Annotated in this window: 12 protein-coding genes; 10 read left to right on the top strand and 2 right to left on the bottom strand. The window is 50.7% G+C overall.

Annotation, left to right across the window (positions count from 1 at the left end; all coding sequences use genetic code 11):
• Positions 1–283 precede the first annotated feature (283 nt).
• Both ACO0LN_RS13030 and ACO0LN_RS13025 read right to left on the bottom strand, forming a co-directional pair.
• Positions 284–1165: a MotA/TolQ/ExbB proton channel family protein gene (locus ACO0LN_RS13030; protein ID WP_422974357.1), complete on the bottom strand. Its 882-nt coding sequence runs from the start codon at positions 1163–1165 to the stop codon at positions 284–286.
• Between the two features lie 177 nt (positions 1166–1342).
• The gene (locus ACO0LN_RS13025) at positions 1343–2014 is read right to left on the bottom strand and encodes an energy transducer TonB (RefSeq protein ID WP_162040463.1); all 672 of its coding nucleotides are present in this window, start codon (positions 2012–2014) and stop codon (positions 1343–1345) included.
• Between the two features lie 1098 nt (positions 2015–3112).
• On the opposite strand from ACO0LN_RS13025, the gene ACO0LN_RS13020 reads away from it, so the two are divergent.
• From ACO0LN_RS13020 to ACO0LN_RS12975, 10 genes are all read left to right on the top strand, one after another.
• The gene (locus tag ACO0LN_RS13020; RefSeq protein ID WP_422974355.1) at positions 3113–4891 is read left to right on the top strand and encodes an ABC transporter substrate-binding protein; all 1779 of its coding nucleotides are present in this window, start codon (positions 3113–3115) and stop codon (positions 4889–4891) included.
• A gap of 74 nt (positions 4892–4965) precedes the next feature.
• The gene (locus ACO0LN_RS13015; RefSeq protein WP_422974353.1) at positions 4966–6798 is read left to right on the top strand and encodes an ABC transporter substrate-binding protein; all 1833 of its coding nucleotides are present in this window, start codon (positions 4966–4968) and stop codon (positions 6796–6798) included.
• A 39-nt stretch (positions 6799–6837) separates the two neighbouring features.
• The gene (locus ACO0LN_RS13010; RefSeq protein WP_162058455.1) at positions 6838–7776 is read left to right on the top strand and encodes an ABC transporter permease; all 939 of its coding nucleotides are present in this window, start codon (positions 6838–6840) and stop codon (positions 7774–7776) included.
• Positions 7777–7785: 9 nt separating this feature from the next.
• A complete protein-coding gene (locus ACO0LN_RS13005) occupies positions 7786–8901 on the top strand; it encodes an ABC transporter permease (RefSeq protein WP_162058454.1) in 1116 nt (371 codons plus the stop codon).
• Between the two features lie 9 nt (positions 8902–8910).
• Positions 8911–10611 (top strand): ABC transporter ATP-binding protein, encoded by a 1701-nt coding sequence (locus ACO0LN_RS13000; protein ID WP_422974350.1) that lies wholly within the window; start codon positions 8911–8913, stop codon positions 10609–10611.
• A 221-nt stretch (positions 10612–10832) separates the two neighbouring features.
• Positions 10833–12230 (top strand): TldD/PmbA family protein, encoded by a 1398-nt coding sequence (locus ACO0LN_RS12995; RefSeq protein WP_422974371.1) that lies wholly within the window; start codon positions 10833–10835, stop codon positions 12228–12230.
• Complete coding sequence (locus tag ACO0LN_RS12990) at positions 12230–13552, top strand: metallopeptidase TldD-related protein (protein ID WP_422974348.1); 1323 nt, start codon at positions 12230–12232, stop codon at positions 13550–13552. Before ACO0LN_RS12995 ends, ACO0LN_RS12990 begins: the two co-directional genes overlap by 1 nt.
• A 332-nt stretch (positions 13553–13884) precedes the next feature.
• A complete protein-coding gene (gene fabI / locus ACO0LN_RS12985) occupies positions 13885–14679 on the top strand; it encodes an enoyl-ACP reductase FabI (protein ID WP_110257315.1) in 795 nt (264 codons plus the stop codon).
• 69 nt (positions 14680–14748) lie between these two features.
• Positions 14749–15942: a cellulose synthase complex periplasmic endoglucanase BcsZ gene (gene bcsZ / locus ACO0LN_RS12980; RefSeq protein ID WP_422974346.1), complete on the top strand. Its 1194-nt coding sequence runs from the start codon at positions 14749–14751 to the stop codon at positions 15940–15942.
• 419 nt (positions 15943–16361) lie between these two features.
• On the top strand, positions 16362–17825 hold the full coding sequence (locus tag ACO0LN_RS12975) for a DEAD/DEAH box helicase (RefSeq protein WP_422951117.1): 1464 nt from the start codon (positions 16362–16364) through the stop codon (positions 17823–17825).
• Positions 17826–17848 lie beyond the last annotated feature (23 nt).

Raw genomic sequence — 17848 nt, 5'->3', positions numbered from 1 at the left:
ATGACGTCGACCAGCGGGGTGGTGTTGATGGTGCTGTTGACTTCGTCTTCACCATCTCCATCATTGCCAATTGCCATTGCCATAATGTGTTCTCTTTCGATGTTACGCTTTAACCCTTAAAACCTCTCAACACAGACACACAAAGATCTTTTTTCTCTGTGGTGCAGCAGGGGTTTCGAGTGGCATGCCACTCGCCTGCGGAACGAAGACTTCTTGCAAGAAGTCTTTCCTTCCTCTGTGCCTCTGTGGTTAAGGGTCTTGGTTCTGTCAGTTTACAACCGAATTACTTCTTAGCAGCCGTTTTGCCCATATTGCCGGACAGAACAACGGAGTGCAGGTCAGCGGAGAAGGCACGGACTTCTTCCATGGCGCTCTTGTTGCGACGAACCAGGAAGTTGTAACCCAGAACAGCAGGAACAGCGACCGCCAGACCAATCGCGGTCATGATCAGCGCTTCACCAACCGGACCCGCTACTTTGTCGATCGACGCTTGACCGGACATACCAATCGCTGTCAGCGCATGGTAAATACCCCATACTGTACCGAACAGACCAACGAACGGTGCTGTGGAACCAACTGTCGCCAGGAAAGCCAGGCCGTCTTGCAGGCGGCTTTGAACTTTATCAACAGCGCGCTGGATGGACATGGAGACCCAGGTGTTCAGATCGATTTGTTCGAGCAGCGCGCCTTCATGGTGTTCTGTGGCTTTGATACCAGAGTCAGCGATGAAGCGGAATGGGCTGCCTTCTTTCAAAGAAGCGGCACCGGCTTGGACAGAGGCTGCTTTCCAGAATTTGGAACGGGCATCTGTGGCTTGACCGGACAGTTTGACTTGATCAATGATTTTAGTGATGAGGATGTACCAGCTGCCCATGGACATGATGACCATGATGATGAGGGTGCCTTTGGCAACGAAGTCACCGGTTTTCCAGAGAGCATCGAGACCGTATGGGTTTTCTACCATTTCTTTGGCAGCTGCAGGTGCTGCTGGGGCGCCAGCGTCTGCTGGGGCTGGTGCAGGGGCTTCAGCAGCGGGGGCTGGAGCAGGTGCAGCGGCGGAGGCAGCAGCAGAGGCGGATTCCTGTGCAGAAACAGGGGCGACGGCAACGGCGGCTGTCACAGCCAGGAGTGTTGCAGCCAGGAATGCGGAGAAACGGGTTTTCATTGAGGTGCTTCCTTTTAACAAAATAAGGTTGGTATTGCTTACTGCTGTTTTTATGTATTACTTGGTTTGTTTGTTGCCTGGTACTTATCTTTTACGAATCGATCTGAACCATCTCTTGCTTCATTTTCTTGGGTAGAGCAGCCTGGTAGATCGACTGCTCTTGCCTGGGATTCCTGATTACTCGAGCTTCCATACATACTGGACTTTGGCCCAGGTCTGTTGTGGTTTGCCGTCGACGGTACCTGGTTTGTTTTTGCAGGAACCTGACATCAACTGGGATTTCACCGCATTGTCGAGACCGCGGAAGCCGCTGGATTTGTCGATCTTGACGTCGGCAACAGAACCATCTGCACCAATCAGGACGGACAACAGGACGGTGCCTGTTTCTTCATTACGCAGGGAGGCACGCGGATATTCCGGTTTGCATCCACCAACGTTGAAGTCGATCACGCCTGGTATGGTCACGGGACCTGTGGCCTTGGTTTCTGCAACTGGTGCAGGTGGGGCCTGGGTCTTGGTGAATGTCGGGTTTTCTGGCTTGACATTCGATACCGCTGATATCGCTGGCTGTTGCTGGACCGGCTGCTGGACCTGAACTTCCGGTGGCGGAATGAACGGTGGCGGCGGGGCCAACAATTTTGGCGGCGGCGGCGGCGGGGTGTCTGGTGGCGGTGGCGGTGGCTTCACTTCTTCTACCAGCTTGACTTCTGCTGGCTTGATCACCACTTCCATCGCTTTGCGCGCCAATCCAGATACCAGGGCATATACCACCAGTACGTGAAATGCGATAACCAGCCCTAAGCCTATAAACTTCTTCCCCGGCTCTTGCTGGCGATTTGAAAAATCCATTACTGCTCCTCCACTACCACAAGGTCAACTGTCTGACGCAAGTCAAAACATCTCAAACAAAAAAGTGATTATAAATGCTGTGTATCAATAAAAAGCCATACCGATACAAAACCACTTATAAATTCATAAGCTGCGGGCTCGTCAAAATATAAATCGAGGTTTTTGATAAAACTGACTTATTTAATTCTGCCTGCAACCAAAGCACCAGCTTCTACTGAGGCCATATATACCTGACCAAGTAATAAAAAATATTAATCAATTACCGCTACCAGATTCTCCGTGCCGTAAATGGCTACACCAGCGATGCAAAGCTGAAAATTTTTTATTACCTGCAGCAAAGTCAGACGCTACAGTCATTTCATCTTTATCAGAACAACTAATTATGTTCCCATGTAAAAAAGCACGAACTTACCGCATGGAAAATGTAAATTTAGTCGTCAGAAATTTTTCCGAAGGCGCATAAAACCACTTATGCCCAGAAACTGTCAAGTGCTTTACTTTAAGCTCTGCCAAAAAACAACATGGCGCATTTTGCCAAAAAAACACCCGTATAGGAAACCTAATTTCTTGTGCTATGCAGCATAAATTATTTCAATGCAGCTTTTTTTACACTTCATTACATTGAGAAATTCGCCCAGACCCTCACTCACCAGAATTTAATTTTTTTTGAGCCTTTTTTCAGGCACCAAACTATCTAAAGTTGCGTCCGAATGTCGCACTACAATGGTGCGCGGCACCATCATAATCCCGTTAACGATGCGCACCCATTGCCAAAATGCACTCAAAAACCCAGAATTGAAAAGAATTGTCACACCGTACAATTCGACAATGAAATAAAAATTTCTTTCCTTCTCCCATCGATAAGACTCTTGCGTTATGGTTACGGCTTTTTAAAACTGAAGCGGAAAAAGCTGCCAGGCAAATAGCGAAGAAAATTAATTTGCACCTGCAATATGTAAATTAATCTATACGGTTTGTGTTCCGTCCTGGTTTTAACGTACAAAACTGCGTTTTGCTTACCGGGCCTGATCCATGCTTACACAGGTCAAACTCGCCAGACGAATTTGTTTTACCAGACAATGAGGTTAAAGAATGTTCATGCGTCACCAGACAGTTGCTTGCATTTTCACTATGCTGCTATCGACATTTCCCTTGCAAATTGCTCAGGCAGCCAATCCTGCGGACCTCAATAAAGTAGTCAGACAAGCCTTTGAAGCTGCGGATGACGGTTTTGACATGGCTAAAACCCAGAATTTCTATTCTGGCTGGGTCAGCGAGGCCATCTTCGAGCCTTTGCTAAGTTATGACTACCTCTCCCGCCCCGCCCGTCTCCTCCCACTTTCAGCAGAAAGCATGCCAGAGGTAACCGAACAGGGAAAAGTATTTACCTTCAAGGTCAAGCCCGGCATTTACTTTGCTCCCGACCCAGCATTCAAGGGTAAAAAACATGAGCTGACCGCGCAAGACTATGTTTACACCTTCAAGCGCCTGCTTGACCCGGTTAACCGTTCGCCCAATGCCAGCTTCATCGAAGGCAAGATTGTGGGCCTTGATGATGTCGCAGCCAAGGCAAAAAAAACAGGTAAATTTGATTATGATGTACCTGTTGCCGGCCTGAAAGCCGTTGATAAATACACATTAAGAATAGAATTAAAAGCGACTGATTACAATTTTCTGTACGTCGTCGCCTATGGTGGCTTTGGTGCCGTGGCGAGAGAAATCATCGAAGCTTATGGCGACCAGACTGGGCTGCACCCCGTCGGCACCGGGCCGTATATGGTGGAGAAATACCTGCCGCGCAGCAAGATCGTGCTGACCGCCAACCCGGAATACCGTGGCTACACCTGGGATTTCAAATCGACAGGCAGCGCCCGAGATGAAGAAATCGTCAAGCAAATGAAGGGCAAGAAAATGCCTCAGGTGGGCAAAGTAGATATCAGCATCATAGAAGAAGAGCAATCACGCTGGCTGGCTTTTCAGGATTCGCAACTGGATATCGACAAGCTGCCGCAAAGTGCAGCAACGGCAGCACTGGATGGAATTGCATTAAAACCTGAGCTGGTAAATCAGGGCATCAAGATGGACAGGGTCACAGATGCTGGTATTGTATTTACAATTTTCAATATGCGTGACCCCGTTGTTGGCGGCTACACCAAGGAAAAAATCGCCCTGCGTCGCGCGATAGGCATGGCTTACAGCTATGAGGATGAAATCGCCCAGATGCGCCTGGGACAGGCCATACGCTCGGAAATGATTATTCCTAAAGACGTAGTTGGCTATGACCCTGCCTATCGCAGCAGCCTGGCTTACGACATCAAGCTGGCCAATAAACTGCTCGACCATTTTGGCTATAAACGTGGAGCGGATGGATACAGAAATAATCCTGACGGCAGCCCGCTCACCCTCAAAAAAACCGTGGAACCCGCAGCCATCTATAAAGTTCAGTCTGAGATTTATAAACGTGGCCTGGATAAAATCGGCTTGCGCATCGAATTCCCGGTCAGTAATTTCGCTGACAATCTGAAAGCGGCTTCCGCCTGCAAGTTGAATATGTGGGGCGGTGCCTGGAATGCCGACTTTCCTGATGGCGAAAACTTCCTGCAATTACTCTACGGCCCCAAAGCCGGTGCAGGCAACCATGCCTGCTATGAGTCGCCCGCCTATGATGCATTGTTCCGCAAGGCAGTATCGCTGCCGCTGGGTGAGGAGCGTAATAAGGTATATGCACAAATGAACCGTCAGGTTGAAGCTGATACACCATGGATTGTGCACACTTCCCGCATCCGTAGCTGGTTGTACCGTCCGTGGATCACAGGATATAAAAAACACCCCATCTTGCATTCAGACTGGGCATTCATTGATGTAGAAAAACATTAAGCCCGGCTCTAAAGTTTCAGTTTGATTCAATACGCACTTATTATCATCGCACAAAATAGCAGGAGAATTTGTTAATGAAGTCCACTCATCCGTTTCAGCACAAGCTGACCAGAACAGGTATGGCAATCTGTCTGGTACTAGCCGGTCTGATGTCATCTACCCTGCCCTTGCAGGCGCAGGCCGCCAAACCTGAATTTGCTGATCCGGAAAAAGTGTTACGCACCATTTTCCCCGTTGCCGAGACTGGCTTTGATCCTGCTGCAACACGTGACCTGTACTCCAACGCCATCAATGAAGCGATCTTTGAACGCCTGTTTACTTATGACTATCTGGCGAGCCCGGCGAAAATCATTCCAGAAACCGCCGACGGCATGCCAGAAATTTCTGCCGATGGCAAAACCTATACGATCAAGCTGAAGAAAGGCATTTACTTCACCCCTGATGCAGCCTTTGATGGCAAAAAACGTGAACTGACGGTCGATGATTATGTGTATTCATTCAAACGCATCATGGACCCGAAAATCGCTTCTACACATGTCTGGCTGTTAGAGGACAAGATCGCGGGGCTGGATCAACTGGCGGCACAGGCAAAGAAATCCGGCAAGTTTGATTATTCAGCCAAAGTACCAGGTCTGGAAGTCGTCGATAAATATACTTTGCGTATACACCTGACCCGCCCTGACTTTAACTTGCCTATGATATTGGCTTACACCGCCATGTCTGCTGTTGCGCGCGAGGTCATAGAAAAATACCAGGATGTACAGGGGGCTGCCATGGCAAACCCCGTTGGCACTGGCCCTTATAAACTGACTGAATGGGTGCGTGGCTCCAAAATGATATTGGATGCCAACCCGGATTTCCACACAACGATTTGGGACTTCCAGGCCAGCTCTGACCCGAATGACCAGAAAATCATCGCCGCGATGAAAGGCAAGCGCATGCCGCAAATCGGTCGCGTTGTCGTCAATGTGATATTGGAAGATCAGTCTCGCCTGCTGGCATTCCAGAAAGATGAAATTGATCTGTTCCAGTTATATGGCGGCCTGGCACCCCAGGTATTGAACGGCCCTGATTTGAAACCTGAATTTGTCAAACGCGGCATACAGATGTCGCGCATCGTTGATCCTGAACTGACTATCTATTACTGGAATATGCAAGACCCGGTATTTGGTGGCCTGAGCAAAGAGAAAGTCGCCTTGCGCCGAGCGATGGCCATGGCACACAATGTCGAAGAAGAAATTCGTATCGTCGATAATGGACATGCTATTCCCCTGCAATATCCCATCCCTCCTGGCGTAGTCGGTCATGATCCTAACTACAAAAGCAGCATCCAATATAATCCCGACGCTGCCAATGCCTTGCTCGACAAGTTCGGCTACAAAAAAGGCAAGGATGGTTATCGCACCATGCCAGACGGTAGCCCGCTGGAAATTGTGCATACTGCCCAGACCGAATCACGCGGCCATTTACAGGCTGAAGTCTGGAAAAAATCCTATGACGGCATAGGCATCAGGATGCGTGCCGAATTCCGGCCCTTTGCTGAAATCCTCAAAGCAGAAAAGCAGTGCCAGTTGATGCAACGCATTTCACCATGGATAGCGGACTATCCCGATGGCGATAATTTCATGCAACTGTTTTACGGTAAAAACATTCACATGAATAATAACGGCTGCGTCACTATTCCTGAATATGACAAGATGTATGAACAATCACAAAAACTGGCTCCGGGGCCAGAGCGCGACCTGTTGTATCACAAGATGACACGCATCATGGAGCTGTATGCAGCACAACGCCTGGGTTATGCGCGCCATCGCATGATGCTGTCGCAGCCACGCGTGATAGGGCACAAGAAACACCCCATCATGCATATAGAATGGATGCAGATAGACATCGACAAAAACAAGTAATTCACAGGCTGACTGAAATTTGAAAACCGAGAGACAAACATGACCGCTTATATACTGCGCCGCTTATGGCAGATGGCACCCACGATGCTGGGTGTCATCCTGCTGGTGTTTTTTCTGTTCAACTGGGTGGGTGGCGACCCCGCTTACATCCTGGCAGGCAAAATGTCGAATGCCGAACAGATTGCCAATATCCGCACCCAGTTGGGCATAGATCAGCCTTACTATGTGCAGCTATGGATCTTCATCAAACAAATCGTCACCTTCAACTTTGGTAATAGCTGGAGTACCGGTGAAGCCGTTTCCTCCATCATAGGCACACGCCTTGGCCCTTCACTGACAGTGCTGATACCGCTGACGATTATCGAAACCATCATCGCGATTGCGCTGGCGCTGGCCATTGCCTTCAAACGCGGCTCTCTGACAGACCGTGGCGTGATGATCGCCTGTACCGTCGGCATGTCAGTCAGTATTCTGGTCTACATCATCGTGGGCCAATATTTCTTTGCCTACAAACTGGGGCTGTTCCCGGTACAGGGCTGGGGTAATCATTTTGCCGAAAACCTGTTCAAGTACTCTGCCCTGCCTATCCTGATTGCCCTGGCAGTTGGCGTGGCACCTAACCTGCGCCTGTTCCGCACCTTTGTGCTCGATGAAGTGAACCAGGATTATGTACGTACTGCCCGCGCTAAAGGCGTTAGCGAAAGCCGCGTGAAATGGGTGCACGTCTTGCGTAATGCATCGATACCTATCATCACCCACGTTATGTCCAACCTGCCGGCCTTGCTGATTGGTGCCTTCCTGATAGAGCGTTTCTTTTCCATCCCCGGCATAGGTCGTGAAGTAATACTGGCAGTGGAACGCAGTGACTTTCCCGTGATCAAAGCGATCACCGTGTATGTCGCCGCAGCCACTATGTTTTTTAATTTGTTGACCGATCTGCTGTACCAGGCGGTTGATCCACGCGTACAGTTGAAATAAGGATCATTCATGAGCACGACTATCACAAATCCTACTGTACAAGCAGTTTCACCCGGACTGTGGGCACTGGCCTGGCGTCGCCTGCGCGCCGACAAAGTCGCCATGATTGCCTTGGCAATCGTAGCTGCGTTTTTATTGACGCTAATACTGTCTGCTACTGGCATCATCGCCTCTGACTGGGAACAAGAAAGCGGCGTCAGTTATGCGCCACCCAGCTTTGTCGGTGCCGATACAGGCCCGGTCGCCAAGGCAGAGGTAGAAGCACCGCCTCCAGAGAATCCACTTGACCCTTTGGCGGACATCATCCGTGAATTGCGCAAGCAACCAGATGCGGACCAGGCCGTCATCGTCAATGACTACGGCATCCCTGATCCGCTAGCAAAGGAAATGGCAGAAATCCGCGCTGAGCTGGCCAAGTCTGGCAAGGCTGTCGTGGGCGAACGCCTGACCACCCTGCCCTTTGGTGCGGACAAATGGGGACACGACATCATCAAGAAAACCATCAAGGGTGCAGAGACTTCCATCGTTGTTGGCCTGGTCGCCGCTTTCCTGGCGACCCTGCTGGGTACCATGTTTGGTGCACTGGCCGGTTACTTTGGCGGCAAAGTTGATGATTTCTTTAACTGGTTTTACAGCATTTTCACTTCCATCCCCTACCTGCTGTTGATACTGTCAGTCGCGGCTGTATTGCAGCAAAAAGGCGTGACCACTATCATCCTGATCCTGGCTTTCACTGGCTGGACCGGGCCTTTCCGCCTGATCCGCGCTGAATACATGAAGCACAAGGCGCGTGAATATGTATGGGCGGCAGATGCCATCGGTGCCTCACACTGGCGCAAGATGTTCGTGCATATCTTCCCAAATGTCAGCCATGTGGCACTGGTACAGGTATCAATCCTCGTTGTCGGCTTTATCAAATCCGAAGTTATCCTGAGTTTCCTGGGCTTTGGTGTGCCGGTTGGCGTGGTGTCCTGGGGCAGTATGCTCAATGAAGCGCAGAATGAATTGATTTTGGGTAAATGGTGGCAATTGGTTGCCGCAACTGCAGCTATGGCCGTGCTGGTAACAGCCTTCTCATTGTTCACCGATGCCTTGCGCGATGCGCTTGACCCCAAGTTGAAATAAGGACAGATCATGAGTCAAGACAACACAAATCAAGCTTTGCTGAAAGTAGAAAACCTGCGCGTGTCTTTCCGTGTCAATAAAAAAGACAGTGTGGAAACCGTCAAGGGTATCTCCTTTGAAATACCCCGCAATTCCACCGTCGCCCTGGTCGGTGAATCAGGCAGTGGCAAATCAGTCAGCTCTCTCGCAGTCATGGGCTTGCTGCCGCCAGACACCTCCAGCATTGCCGCTGACAGCAAGATCATTTTTGAAGGCCGCAGCCTGCTGGAACTCAGCATCGCTGAAAGACGTGATCTCTGCGGCAAGGAAATCTCCATGATTTTCCAGGAGCCGATGACCTCGCTGAATCCGGTGTTTACCGTTGGCTTCCAGATAGGCGAAGTCTTGCGCCTGCACATGGGCATGGATGCCAAACAAGCCCGCCAGCGTTCTATAGAATTGCTAGAAGAAGTCGGCATCCCCGATCCAAAAAACAAGATCGACGCCTATCCCAGCCAGATGTCCGGTGGCCAGCAGCAAAGGGTCATGATCGCGATGGCGATTGCGTGTGAGCCAAAATTGCTGATTGCCGATGAACCGACCACGGCTCTCGACGTCACCATACAAAAACAGATCATCGACCTGATTGATGCCTTGCGTATCAAGCACAAGATGTCCGTCTTGTTCATCACCCATGACCTGGCTTTGGTGGGTGAAATTGCTGACCATGTCATCGTCATGCGTAATGGCGAAATTCGGGAGGCGGGAACGGTAGAACAAATCTTTGAAAGCCCCAAAGATACCTATACCCAGGCGCTGTTGCACTGTCGTCCAACACTGGACACTCGCCCATGGCGCTTGCCAGTGATTGCTGATTTCATGAACAACAACGGTGCTCTGGTCGAGCAAAAACAACGCCCGCGTGGCCTTAATGGCAGCGAAGAAATCGTGCTCGAAGTCAAGGACCTGGGCAAGAGTTTCTACTCCCGTGAAGGTTTCTTTGGCAAAAAAGAATTCAAGGCGGTTGAAGGCGTCTCTTTCAAACTGGCACGTGGCAAGACCTTGGGCGTAGTGGGTGAATCAGGTTCAGGCAAAACCACGGTGGGCCTGACTCTGATGCGCCTGCATCAGGCTACCTCTGGCCAGGCCCTGTTTGAAGGCAAGGATATCTTGTCCATGTCAAACAAGGAATTCCATCACTACAAGCGCCGTATACAAATCATTTTCCAGAATCCGTATGCATCGCTAAACCCACGTTTTACGGTGGGACAGATTTTGATGGAGCCCATGCACATCCATAATATTGGTGCGAATGACAGTGAGCGCTCTGCCATGGCTTATCAGTTGCTGGAAAAAGTCGGCCTGCCTACTGCTGCTTTTCACCGCTACCCACATGAATTTTCTGGTGGCCAACGCCAGCGTATCGCGATTGCACGCTGCCTGACGATGAAACCAGAAGTGCTGGTTTGTGATGAGTCAGTATCCGCACTGGACGTATCTGTGCAGGCGCAGGTATTGAACCTGCTGCAAGACTTGCAGGAAGAATTCGGACTCTCCTATATCTTCATCTCGCATGATCTGGCGGTGGTTAAATACATTGCCGACCAGGTCATGGTGATGAACAAAGGCAAGGTTGTCGAACTGGCCAATTCGGACGATCTGTATCTGAACCCGACCCAGGCATATACCAGGACTTTGCTGAACGCCATACCAAAAGGCTTGCAACACTAAGTTGTAACTGCGAACCGGCTGTCTGCCGGTTCGCACTCTCCTGTTTGAAAAATCCCCTTACACTTATATTTTTGACCAATCCTGCAAACACTGGCAAGATGGCATTCGCCTGCGACATAACGAAACCGTGACGAAACAGGCACAATCTCCCGCATATCCCGTATGCGGCACATTCACTGGAGCCAGGATTGGAAGCACTAAGAAGTTTATTCCGGGAATTAATGCCCGCTGTTGATTTTTGCTCCATGCGCGTAGTCGATGAGCGCAGTGAAGAGTTATTGGCCAGACAAAATGTATTGCAACCGCTGCGCAATGCCCGCAGCCATGGTGCCATGCTGACCGTTATTCATGATGGTGGCTACGGCTATGCCGCAACCAGCGACTTGTCCCGCAATGGATTGAATACCGCAATGCAACATGCCTTGCACTGGGCCAGGCTCAGTTCTGGTAAGACAGTAACCAATTTCAGCCAAATCCCGCAGACCGCTGTGCTTGGTCAATATCAAGGTCCAGCCGCATCCATCTGGAACAGGAAAGACTTGATTGCCCTACTGATGCAGGAATCCGCCACATCACATTTCAGTGACAAGATTGTAGATTGGAGTGCATCCATAGGCGTGACACAAACTGAGCAGCTATTTATCAGTAGCGCAGGTGCTGACATCCATCAGCAATTCAATTACCTGATCCCCAATCTCAGCGTTACCGCCAATGAAGGATCAGAAACCCAGACGCGCAGTCTCGGTGGTCAATACAATGGTTTCTGCCGCCAGGGTGGCATGGAAGTTCTGCAGCAGTCTGGCTTTTATGGCGCAGGCAAACGCATTGCAGAAGAAGCACTGGCGCTATTGCACGCAGCAAACTGCCCGAGTGGCCGCATGGATTTGCTGCTAATGCCTGAACAGATGATGCTGCAAATCCATGAATCCATAGGACATCCGCTGGAACTGGACCGCATATTGGGTGATGAGCGCAATTTTGCTGGCACCAGTTTTGTCACGCCCGACATGTTTGGCCATTTTCAGTATGGATCTGAATTGCTGAACGTTACCTATGACCCCAGCCGCGCAGAACAATTTGCCAGCTTTGGCTGGGATGATGATGGCAGTACTGCAGAAAAAACCTGGATCATCAAAAACGGCATACTGGAAAAACCTTTGGGCAGCGCCCTTTCCCAAGCCCGTGCTGGCATGGCAGGCGTCGCCAATTCACGCGCTTGCGACTGGAACCGCCCAACTATAGACCGCATGGCCAACCTGAATATAGAAGCAGGCAGCAGCAACCTCGATGAAATGATAGCCAGCGTTGAATATGGTGTAATGATGAATACCAATGTGTCCTGGTCTATCGATGATTCCCGCAATAAATTCCAGTTCGGTTGTGAATATGGGCAAGTGATACGCAATGGCAAATTGCAAGAGCTAGTCAAGAATCCCAACTATCGAGGCATCTCAGAAAGCTTTTGGCGTTCGCTGAAAATGGTCGGTGATGCCTCTACGCTGGCAGTCATGGGCACGCCCTTCTGTGGCAAAGGTGAGCCATCCCAAGTCATACGCGTAGGCCACGCTTCGCCAGCCTGCCTGTTTGATCAGGTAGAAGTATTTGGAGGTGAAGCCTGATGCAAAGTTATTTCCTGTTACTGGCCACACATATAGAAACACAACTCGCGGCGAATGAAGTCAGCACCACCTGGCTGGCCGCAGAGTCCAGTGATTTCGTGCGCTTTAATCACAGCGCCATACGCCAGCCCGGCCATGTTTTCCAAATGATACTGAACCTGCAATTGATACAGGGGCAAACCCATGCCGCGATGAGCTTCAATCTCAGCGGCGAAATGGACATGGATTTACCCACCATCAATACTGCAATCCAGGATTTGCGCGCGCAGTTGGCGGATTTGCCAGCAGACCCGCACCTGATGATAGCCACTGAAATCAGTGACAGCACACAGATTCTGCCATCATCCCTGCCGCCAGTAGCCAGCATGCTGGAACAGATACTGGCTGCCGCAAAAGATGTGGACATGGTGGGCTTGCTGACTACAGGTACACAATATCGCGGCTTTGCCAATTCCTATGGTCAGCGCAACTGGTACGAAACCAGCAATGTTAATTTTGACTGGAGCCTGTTTTATGCGACTGACAAGGCCGTCAAATCCAACTATGCCGGCTTCACCTGGAATGAGACAGCATTTCTCAGTAAATTCGCCGCCGCCCGCAAAGAGCTGGCTCTGCTGGCACGACCACCAATTACGGTTGGCGCGGGCAATTACCGCGCCTACCTCAGTCCAGCTGCATTAAATGAATTAATCATGATGCTGAACTGGGGCGGCTTGTCGGAAAAAACCTTGCGCACCCGCCATAGCTGCTTGCGCCGCTTACAATCAGGCGAAGCCAGCATGCATGCCATGGTGAATATCTGTGAAGACAGTCGTGCAGGTCTGGAACCAGGCTTTCAGGCGCAAGGCTTTATCAAGCCCGAAGTAATTCCCCTGATACAGGCGGGCAAACTGGTTGGCAGCATGATTTCTCCGCGTAGCGCCAAGGAATATTCCTTGCTGACAAACGGGGCGCCAGAAGATGAATCGGCAAAATCCCTGGTCATGCAGGCAGGCATGTTAGCAAATGCAGACATACTCAAAGAGCTGGGTACGGGCATCTATATCGCCAATCTCTGGTACCTGAATTTTTCTGACCGCGCCACTTGCCGCATCACCGGCATGACGCGCTTTGCCACCTTCTGGGTAGAAAACGGTGAAATCATCGCGCCATTAAATGTCATGCGCTTTGATGATTCCCTGTTCAAGATGTTGGGAGAAAACCTGCTGGCGCTAAGCCAGGAAACCGAAGTCATCATGGATGACCGTTCTTACGGGCAACGGCATACGGGTGGCGCAATCCTGCCCGGAGCATTGCTCAAAGAGATGCGTTTTGTACTGTAGCGAGATGAGAAACCACATTTTGCGAACATGAAAGGCGATCTTGTGGCAATTTCAAGCAAAAATAGCGCATTTTTCAAAAGAGTATCTATGCTAATCAAAGGCAATTGTATCTGCGCAGATAAGCACAGGCAAACTTAGCATTTGCCCCTTTCGGTGAGAGCAACTACAATTCCGACCTGTTGCGGAAAAGGCGGCAATGAAAGCGTTACGCATCCAGGCAAAAACCTGATGCAGAAACAACAAGTAATAAAACCCACAGCGCAATAGAATAAGGCTTTCAATCTTGCTACCCGGAGAGCCTTAAGCATATTGCGGTCATATCTGGAGTCAACATGGCATTTCTGCAAGGCAAAAAAATTCTGATCACCGGTTTGCTGTCCAACCGTTCCATCGCTTACGGCATCGCCCAGGCATGCAAACGCGAAGGCGCTGAACTGGCATTTACCTATGTAGGCGAACGTTTCAAAGACAGGATTACTGATTTTGCGGCTGAATTCGATAGCAAACTGATCTTTGATTGTGACGTTGCCAGCGATGAACAAATTGAAGCGGTATTTGCCGACCTGGGCAAATCCTGGGACAAACTTGATGGCCTGGTACATGCTATCGGCTTTGCACCGCGCGAAGCGATTGCCGGTGAATTCCTTGACGGCTTCTCCCGTGAAGCTTTCCGCATTGCGCATGACATTTCTGCGTACAGCTTCCCAGCAATGGCAAAAGCTGCTCTGCCACTTCTGCGTGAAGACTCTGCCCTGCTGACCCTGTCTTACCTGGGTGCTATCCGTGCCATCCCGCATTACAACACCATGGGTATGGCAAAAGCTTCCCTGGAAGCATCGGTGCGCTACCTGGCAGAACACCTGGGCAAAAAAGGCATACGCGTCAATGGTATTTCTGCCGGCCCTATCAAGACTCTGGCTGCCAGCGGTATCAAGGACTTTGGCAAATTGCTGGGCTTTGTTGCCGAACACGCACCGCTGCGCCGTAATGTGACGATCGAAGACGTGGGCAATACTGCTGCCTTCCTGCTGTCACCACTGGCGAATGGCATTACAGGTGAAATCACTTATGTCGATGGCGGCTTCTCGCATGTCATGGGCTTGAATGCAGACTCTTACGACAAGTAAGCAGTCCAGTATTTAAAGACGGTACGGGATGCTTGCACATGTATCCCGTACTGGCCTTATACTATTGGCATGAATGAAGCACTCGCCACCATGCCCAAGATCCCAAACACTGTCTTGTCTATTGCACGGACTTTATTGCTGCTGATATTCAGTGTGTTCCTCGTGTCTTCCGGCAATACTTTCGCGGCATCCTGCAATGACCCATGGCCAGCCTGGGAACAATTCAAGAAGACTTTCATCGCCGACGATGGCCGCGTGATCGACCATAGCGGTACGCGCAAACCAACAACATCAGAAGGCCAGGCTTATGCCCTGTTCTTTGCCCTGAGTGCCAACGACAAAGGCGTATTTCAACGCATCCTGACCTGGACAGAGAATAACCTGGCAGCAGGTGACCTGACTGCCCGCCTGCCCGCCTGGCAATGGGGCCAGCGTGAAGACAATAGCTGGGGCATCATCGATAAAAATCCAGCCTCCGATGCCGACTTGTGGATAGCCTACAGCCTCGGCGTTGCCGGAGAAGTCTGGAAAGAAAAACGCTATGCCGCCCTGTCCAGTCTGCTGGCACAAAGAATATTGAATGAAGAAACCGCAGAACTGCCCGGACTGGGATTGAGCCTCTTGCCCGCACCAAGCGGCTTTAACCTGCCAAATAATCAATGGAAGCTCAATGCCAGCTACCTGCCCCTGCCTTTGCTGCGCTGGTTTGAGCAAAAAGAAAGCGATGAACGCTGGAAGCGCATGGTCTCCCCGGCAGTGCGCCTGATTGCTGGCAGTGCCCCCAAAGGCTACGTCGCCGACTGGATTATCTATGACGCGCAAAAAGGCTTCCTGCCAGATACGCAGGGCGTAGAAAAAGGCCAGGGTGCTTACAATGCCATCCGCATATATCTGTGGACTGGCATGATGGCAAGCCAGGATGCAGAGCGCGCAAATTTACTGAAGTTGCTGCGTCCCATGGCGCAGATCGTGGATAGCAAAGGATATCCGCCAGAATATATCGACATCCTGACTGGCGACATCAATGGCCCCGGCTCCAGCGGTTTTAGTGCCGCACTGCTACCCTTCCTGCAAGCGCAAGGCGTACAAAAAACCATCGTGCAGCAGCAATTACGCCTGCAGGCCCAGCCGATCAAGGCTGATGCCTACTACGATCAGGTGTTATCCCTGTTTGCCCTGGGCTGGCAAGAAAAACGCTTCCGTTTTGATGCGAAAGGGGAAGCAGATTTTTACTGGCAGCACTTTTGCTGGCACTTATTTTGAAGCATACGCAAGATATTCTTTGAAACTGGCTGCTTTTTCCTGAAAAATCCTGTATAGTTTCGTTTTTTGCGCTGCAATATAAATTGCAGCGTAGAACCAAGTAGCATCGCAAGCCTGTGCACATCCTCAGGATGGTGCATGTAAAAGCCCTCCCGCCTCGCATGTCTGGTAGTAATCCATAGACATCATCCCGGCGCAAAGCTTTTGTGCCGAAATTTCATTGTCGTCCCTTGTTGGATTTTCTGTGTTCATTTCGTTTGGTTGGCGCTGCATTGTTGCGCGCGTTCGTTAGCAACGCGCTAATTTATACTGGGACAGAAGCAAACGTTCCGGCAAAACATGCTGCAAACTGGCCTTATCGCCGGTGAGCTTGGCATTGCTGCCGCATTTTGCAAACGTCCCAATCACGAAAGAAATTCATGAGTTTTGAAGCACTAGGTCTCCACGTCAACATCATCCGCGCTCTGACTGACTCTGGCTATACCAAGCCAACTTCGGTACAAGAACAGGCAATCCCTGCCGCGATTGAAGGTCGTGACCTGATGGTCTCATCCCAGACCGGCTCCGGCAAAACTGCCGCTTTCATGCTGCCTGCTTTGCATAAACTGGTTACTGCTGAAGTTGTCAGCTACGACGCTGCCAGCAGCAAAACCCCTAATCAAGAACGTCAGGCTGCCCGTTCACGTGGCGACAAACCACGTTTCGTTGCTGCAAAACCAAAAATGCTGGTGTTGACACCAACCCGCGAACTGGCTTTGCAAGTGACTACTGCAACTGACAAATACAGCGCGTACTCCCGCCGCATCAAGGCTGTGTCCATCCTGGGTGGCATGCCTTATCCTAAACAGATGCAATTGCTGTCCCGCAATCCAGAAATCCTGGTAGCGACACCTGGCCGCCTGATCGACCATATGGAATCTGGCAAGATCGATTTCTCTGAACTGCAAATGCTGGTTCTGGACGAAGCTGACCGCATGCTGGACATGGGTTTCATCGACGATATCGAAAAAATCGTTGCTGCCACACCTCCTACACGTCAAACCATGTTGTTCTCTGCAACACTGGATGGCGTAGTCGGTAACATGGCTAAACGCATCACAACTGAGCCTCTGGTCATCCAGATCGCCGGTTCTGCCAGCAAGCATGAAAACATCCAGCAACGCGTTCACTTTGTGGATGACCTGTCCCACAAAAACCGCATGCTTGATCACCTGCTGCGCGACACTACTGTCGATCAGGCTGTTGTATTTACAGCCACCAAACGTGATGCAGACACCATCGCTGACCGCCTGAACATCGCTGGTTTCGCTGCTGCTGCCCTGCATGGCGACATGCACCAGGGTGCACGTAACCGCACACTGGACGCATTGCGTCGTGGCCAGGTACGTGTACTGGTAGCGACTGACGTTGCTGCCCGTGGTATCGACGTTCCTGCCATTACGCATGTATTCAACTACGATTTGCCTAAATTCCCGGAAGATTATGTCCACCGCATAGGCCGTACTGGCCGTGCTGGCCGTAAAGGTCTGGCGATTTCCCTGGTGAACCATGCTGAAGGCATGCACGTCAAACGTATCGAGCGCTTCACCAAGCAATTGATCCCTGTCGATGTTATCGAAGGTTTTGAACCTAAGAAATCTGCAGCACCAGCACGCTCTGCAGCCCGCAAGCCTAACGGCTGGAAACCAGGCGATGCCCGTAAAACAGGTGCCGGCGCAGGCGGTGGCGGTGGTTATGGCAACAATAAGCCAGGTCAACGCAGCTTCAGCAAACCAGCTGGCGCATCGACTGGCACCAGCGCTGGCCCACGTAAAGAAGGTGGCGGCTACAAAGGTAATCGTTCGAACGACAGTGGCGCACGTCGTACATTTGGCGACTATTGATTTGCCAATAGCTTTACCCGGTA

The sequence above is a fragment of the Undibacterium sp. TC9W genome (assembly GCF_049339865.1).
In the GTDB taxonomy this organism is placed as follows: Bacteria; Pseudomonadota; Gammaproteobacteria; order Burkholderiales; family Burkholderiaceae_D; genus Undibacterium.
Note: the sequence above shows the minus strand (reverse complement) of the source record. Positions and strands in the feature narration are given on the sequence as shown.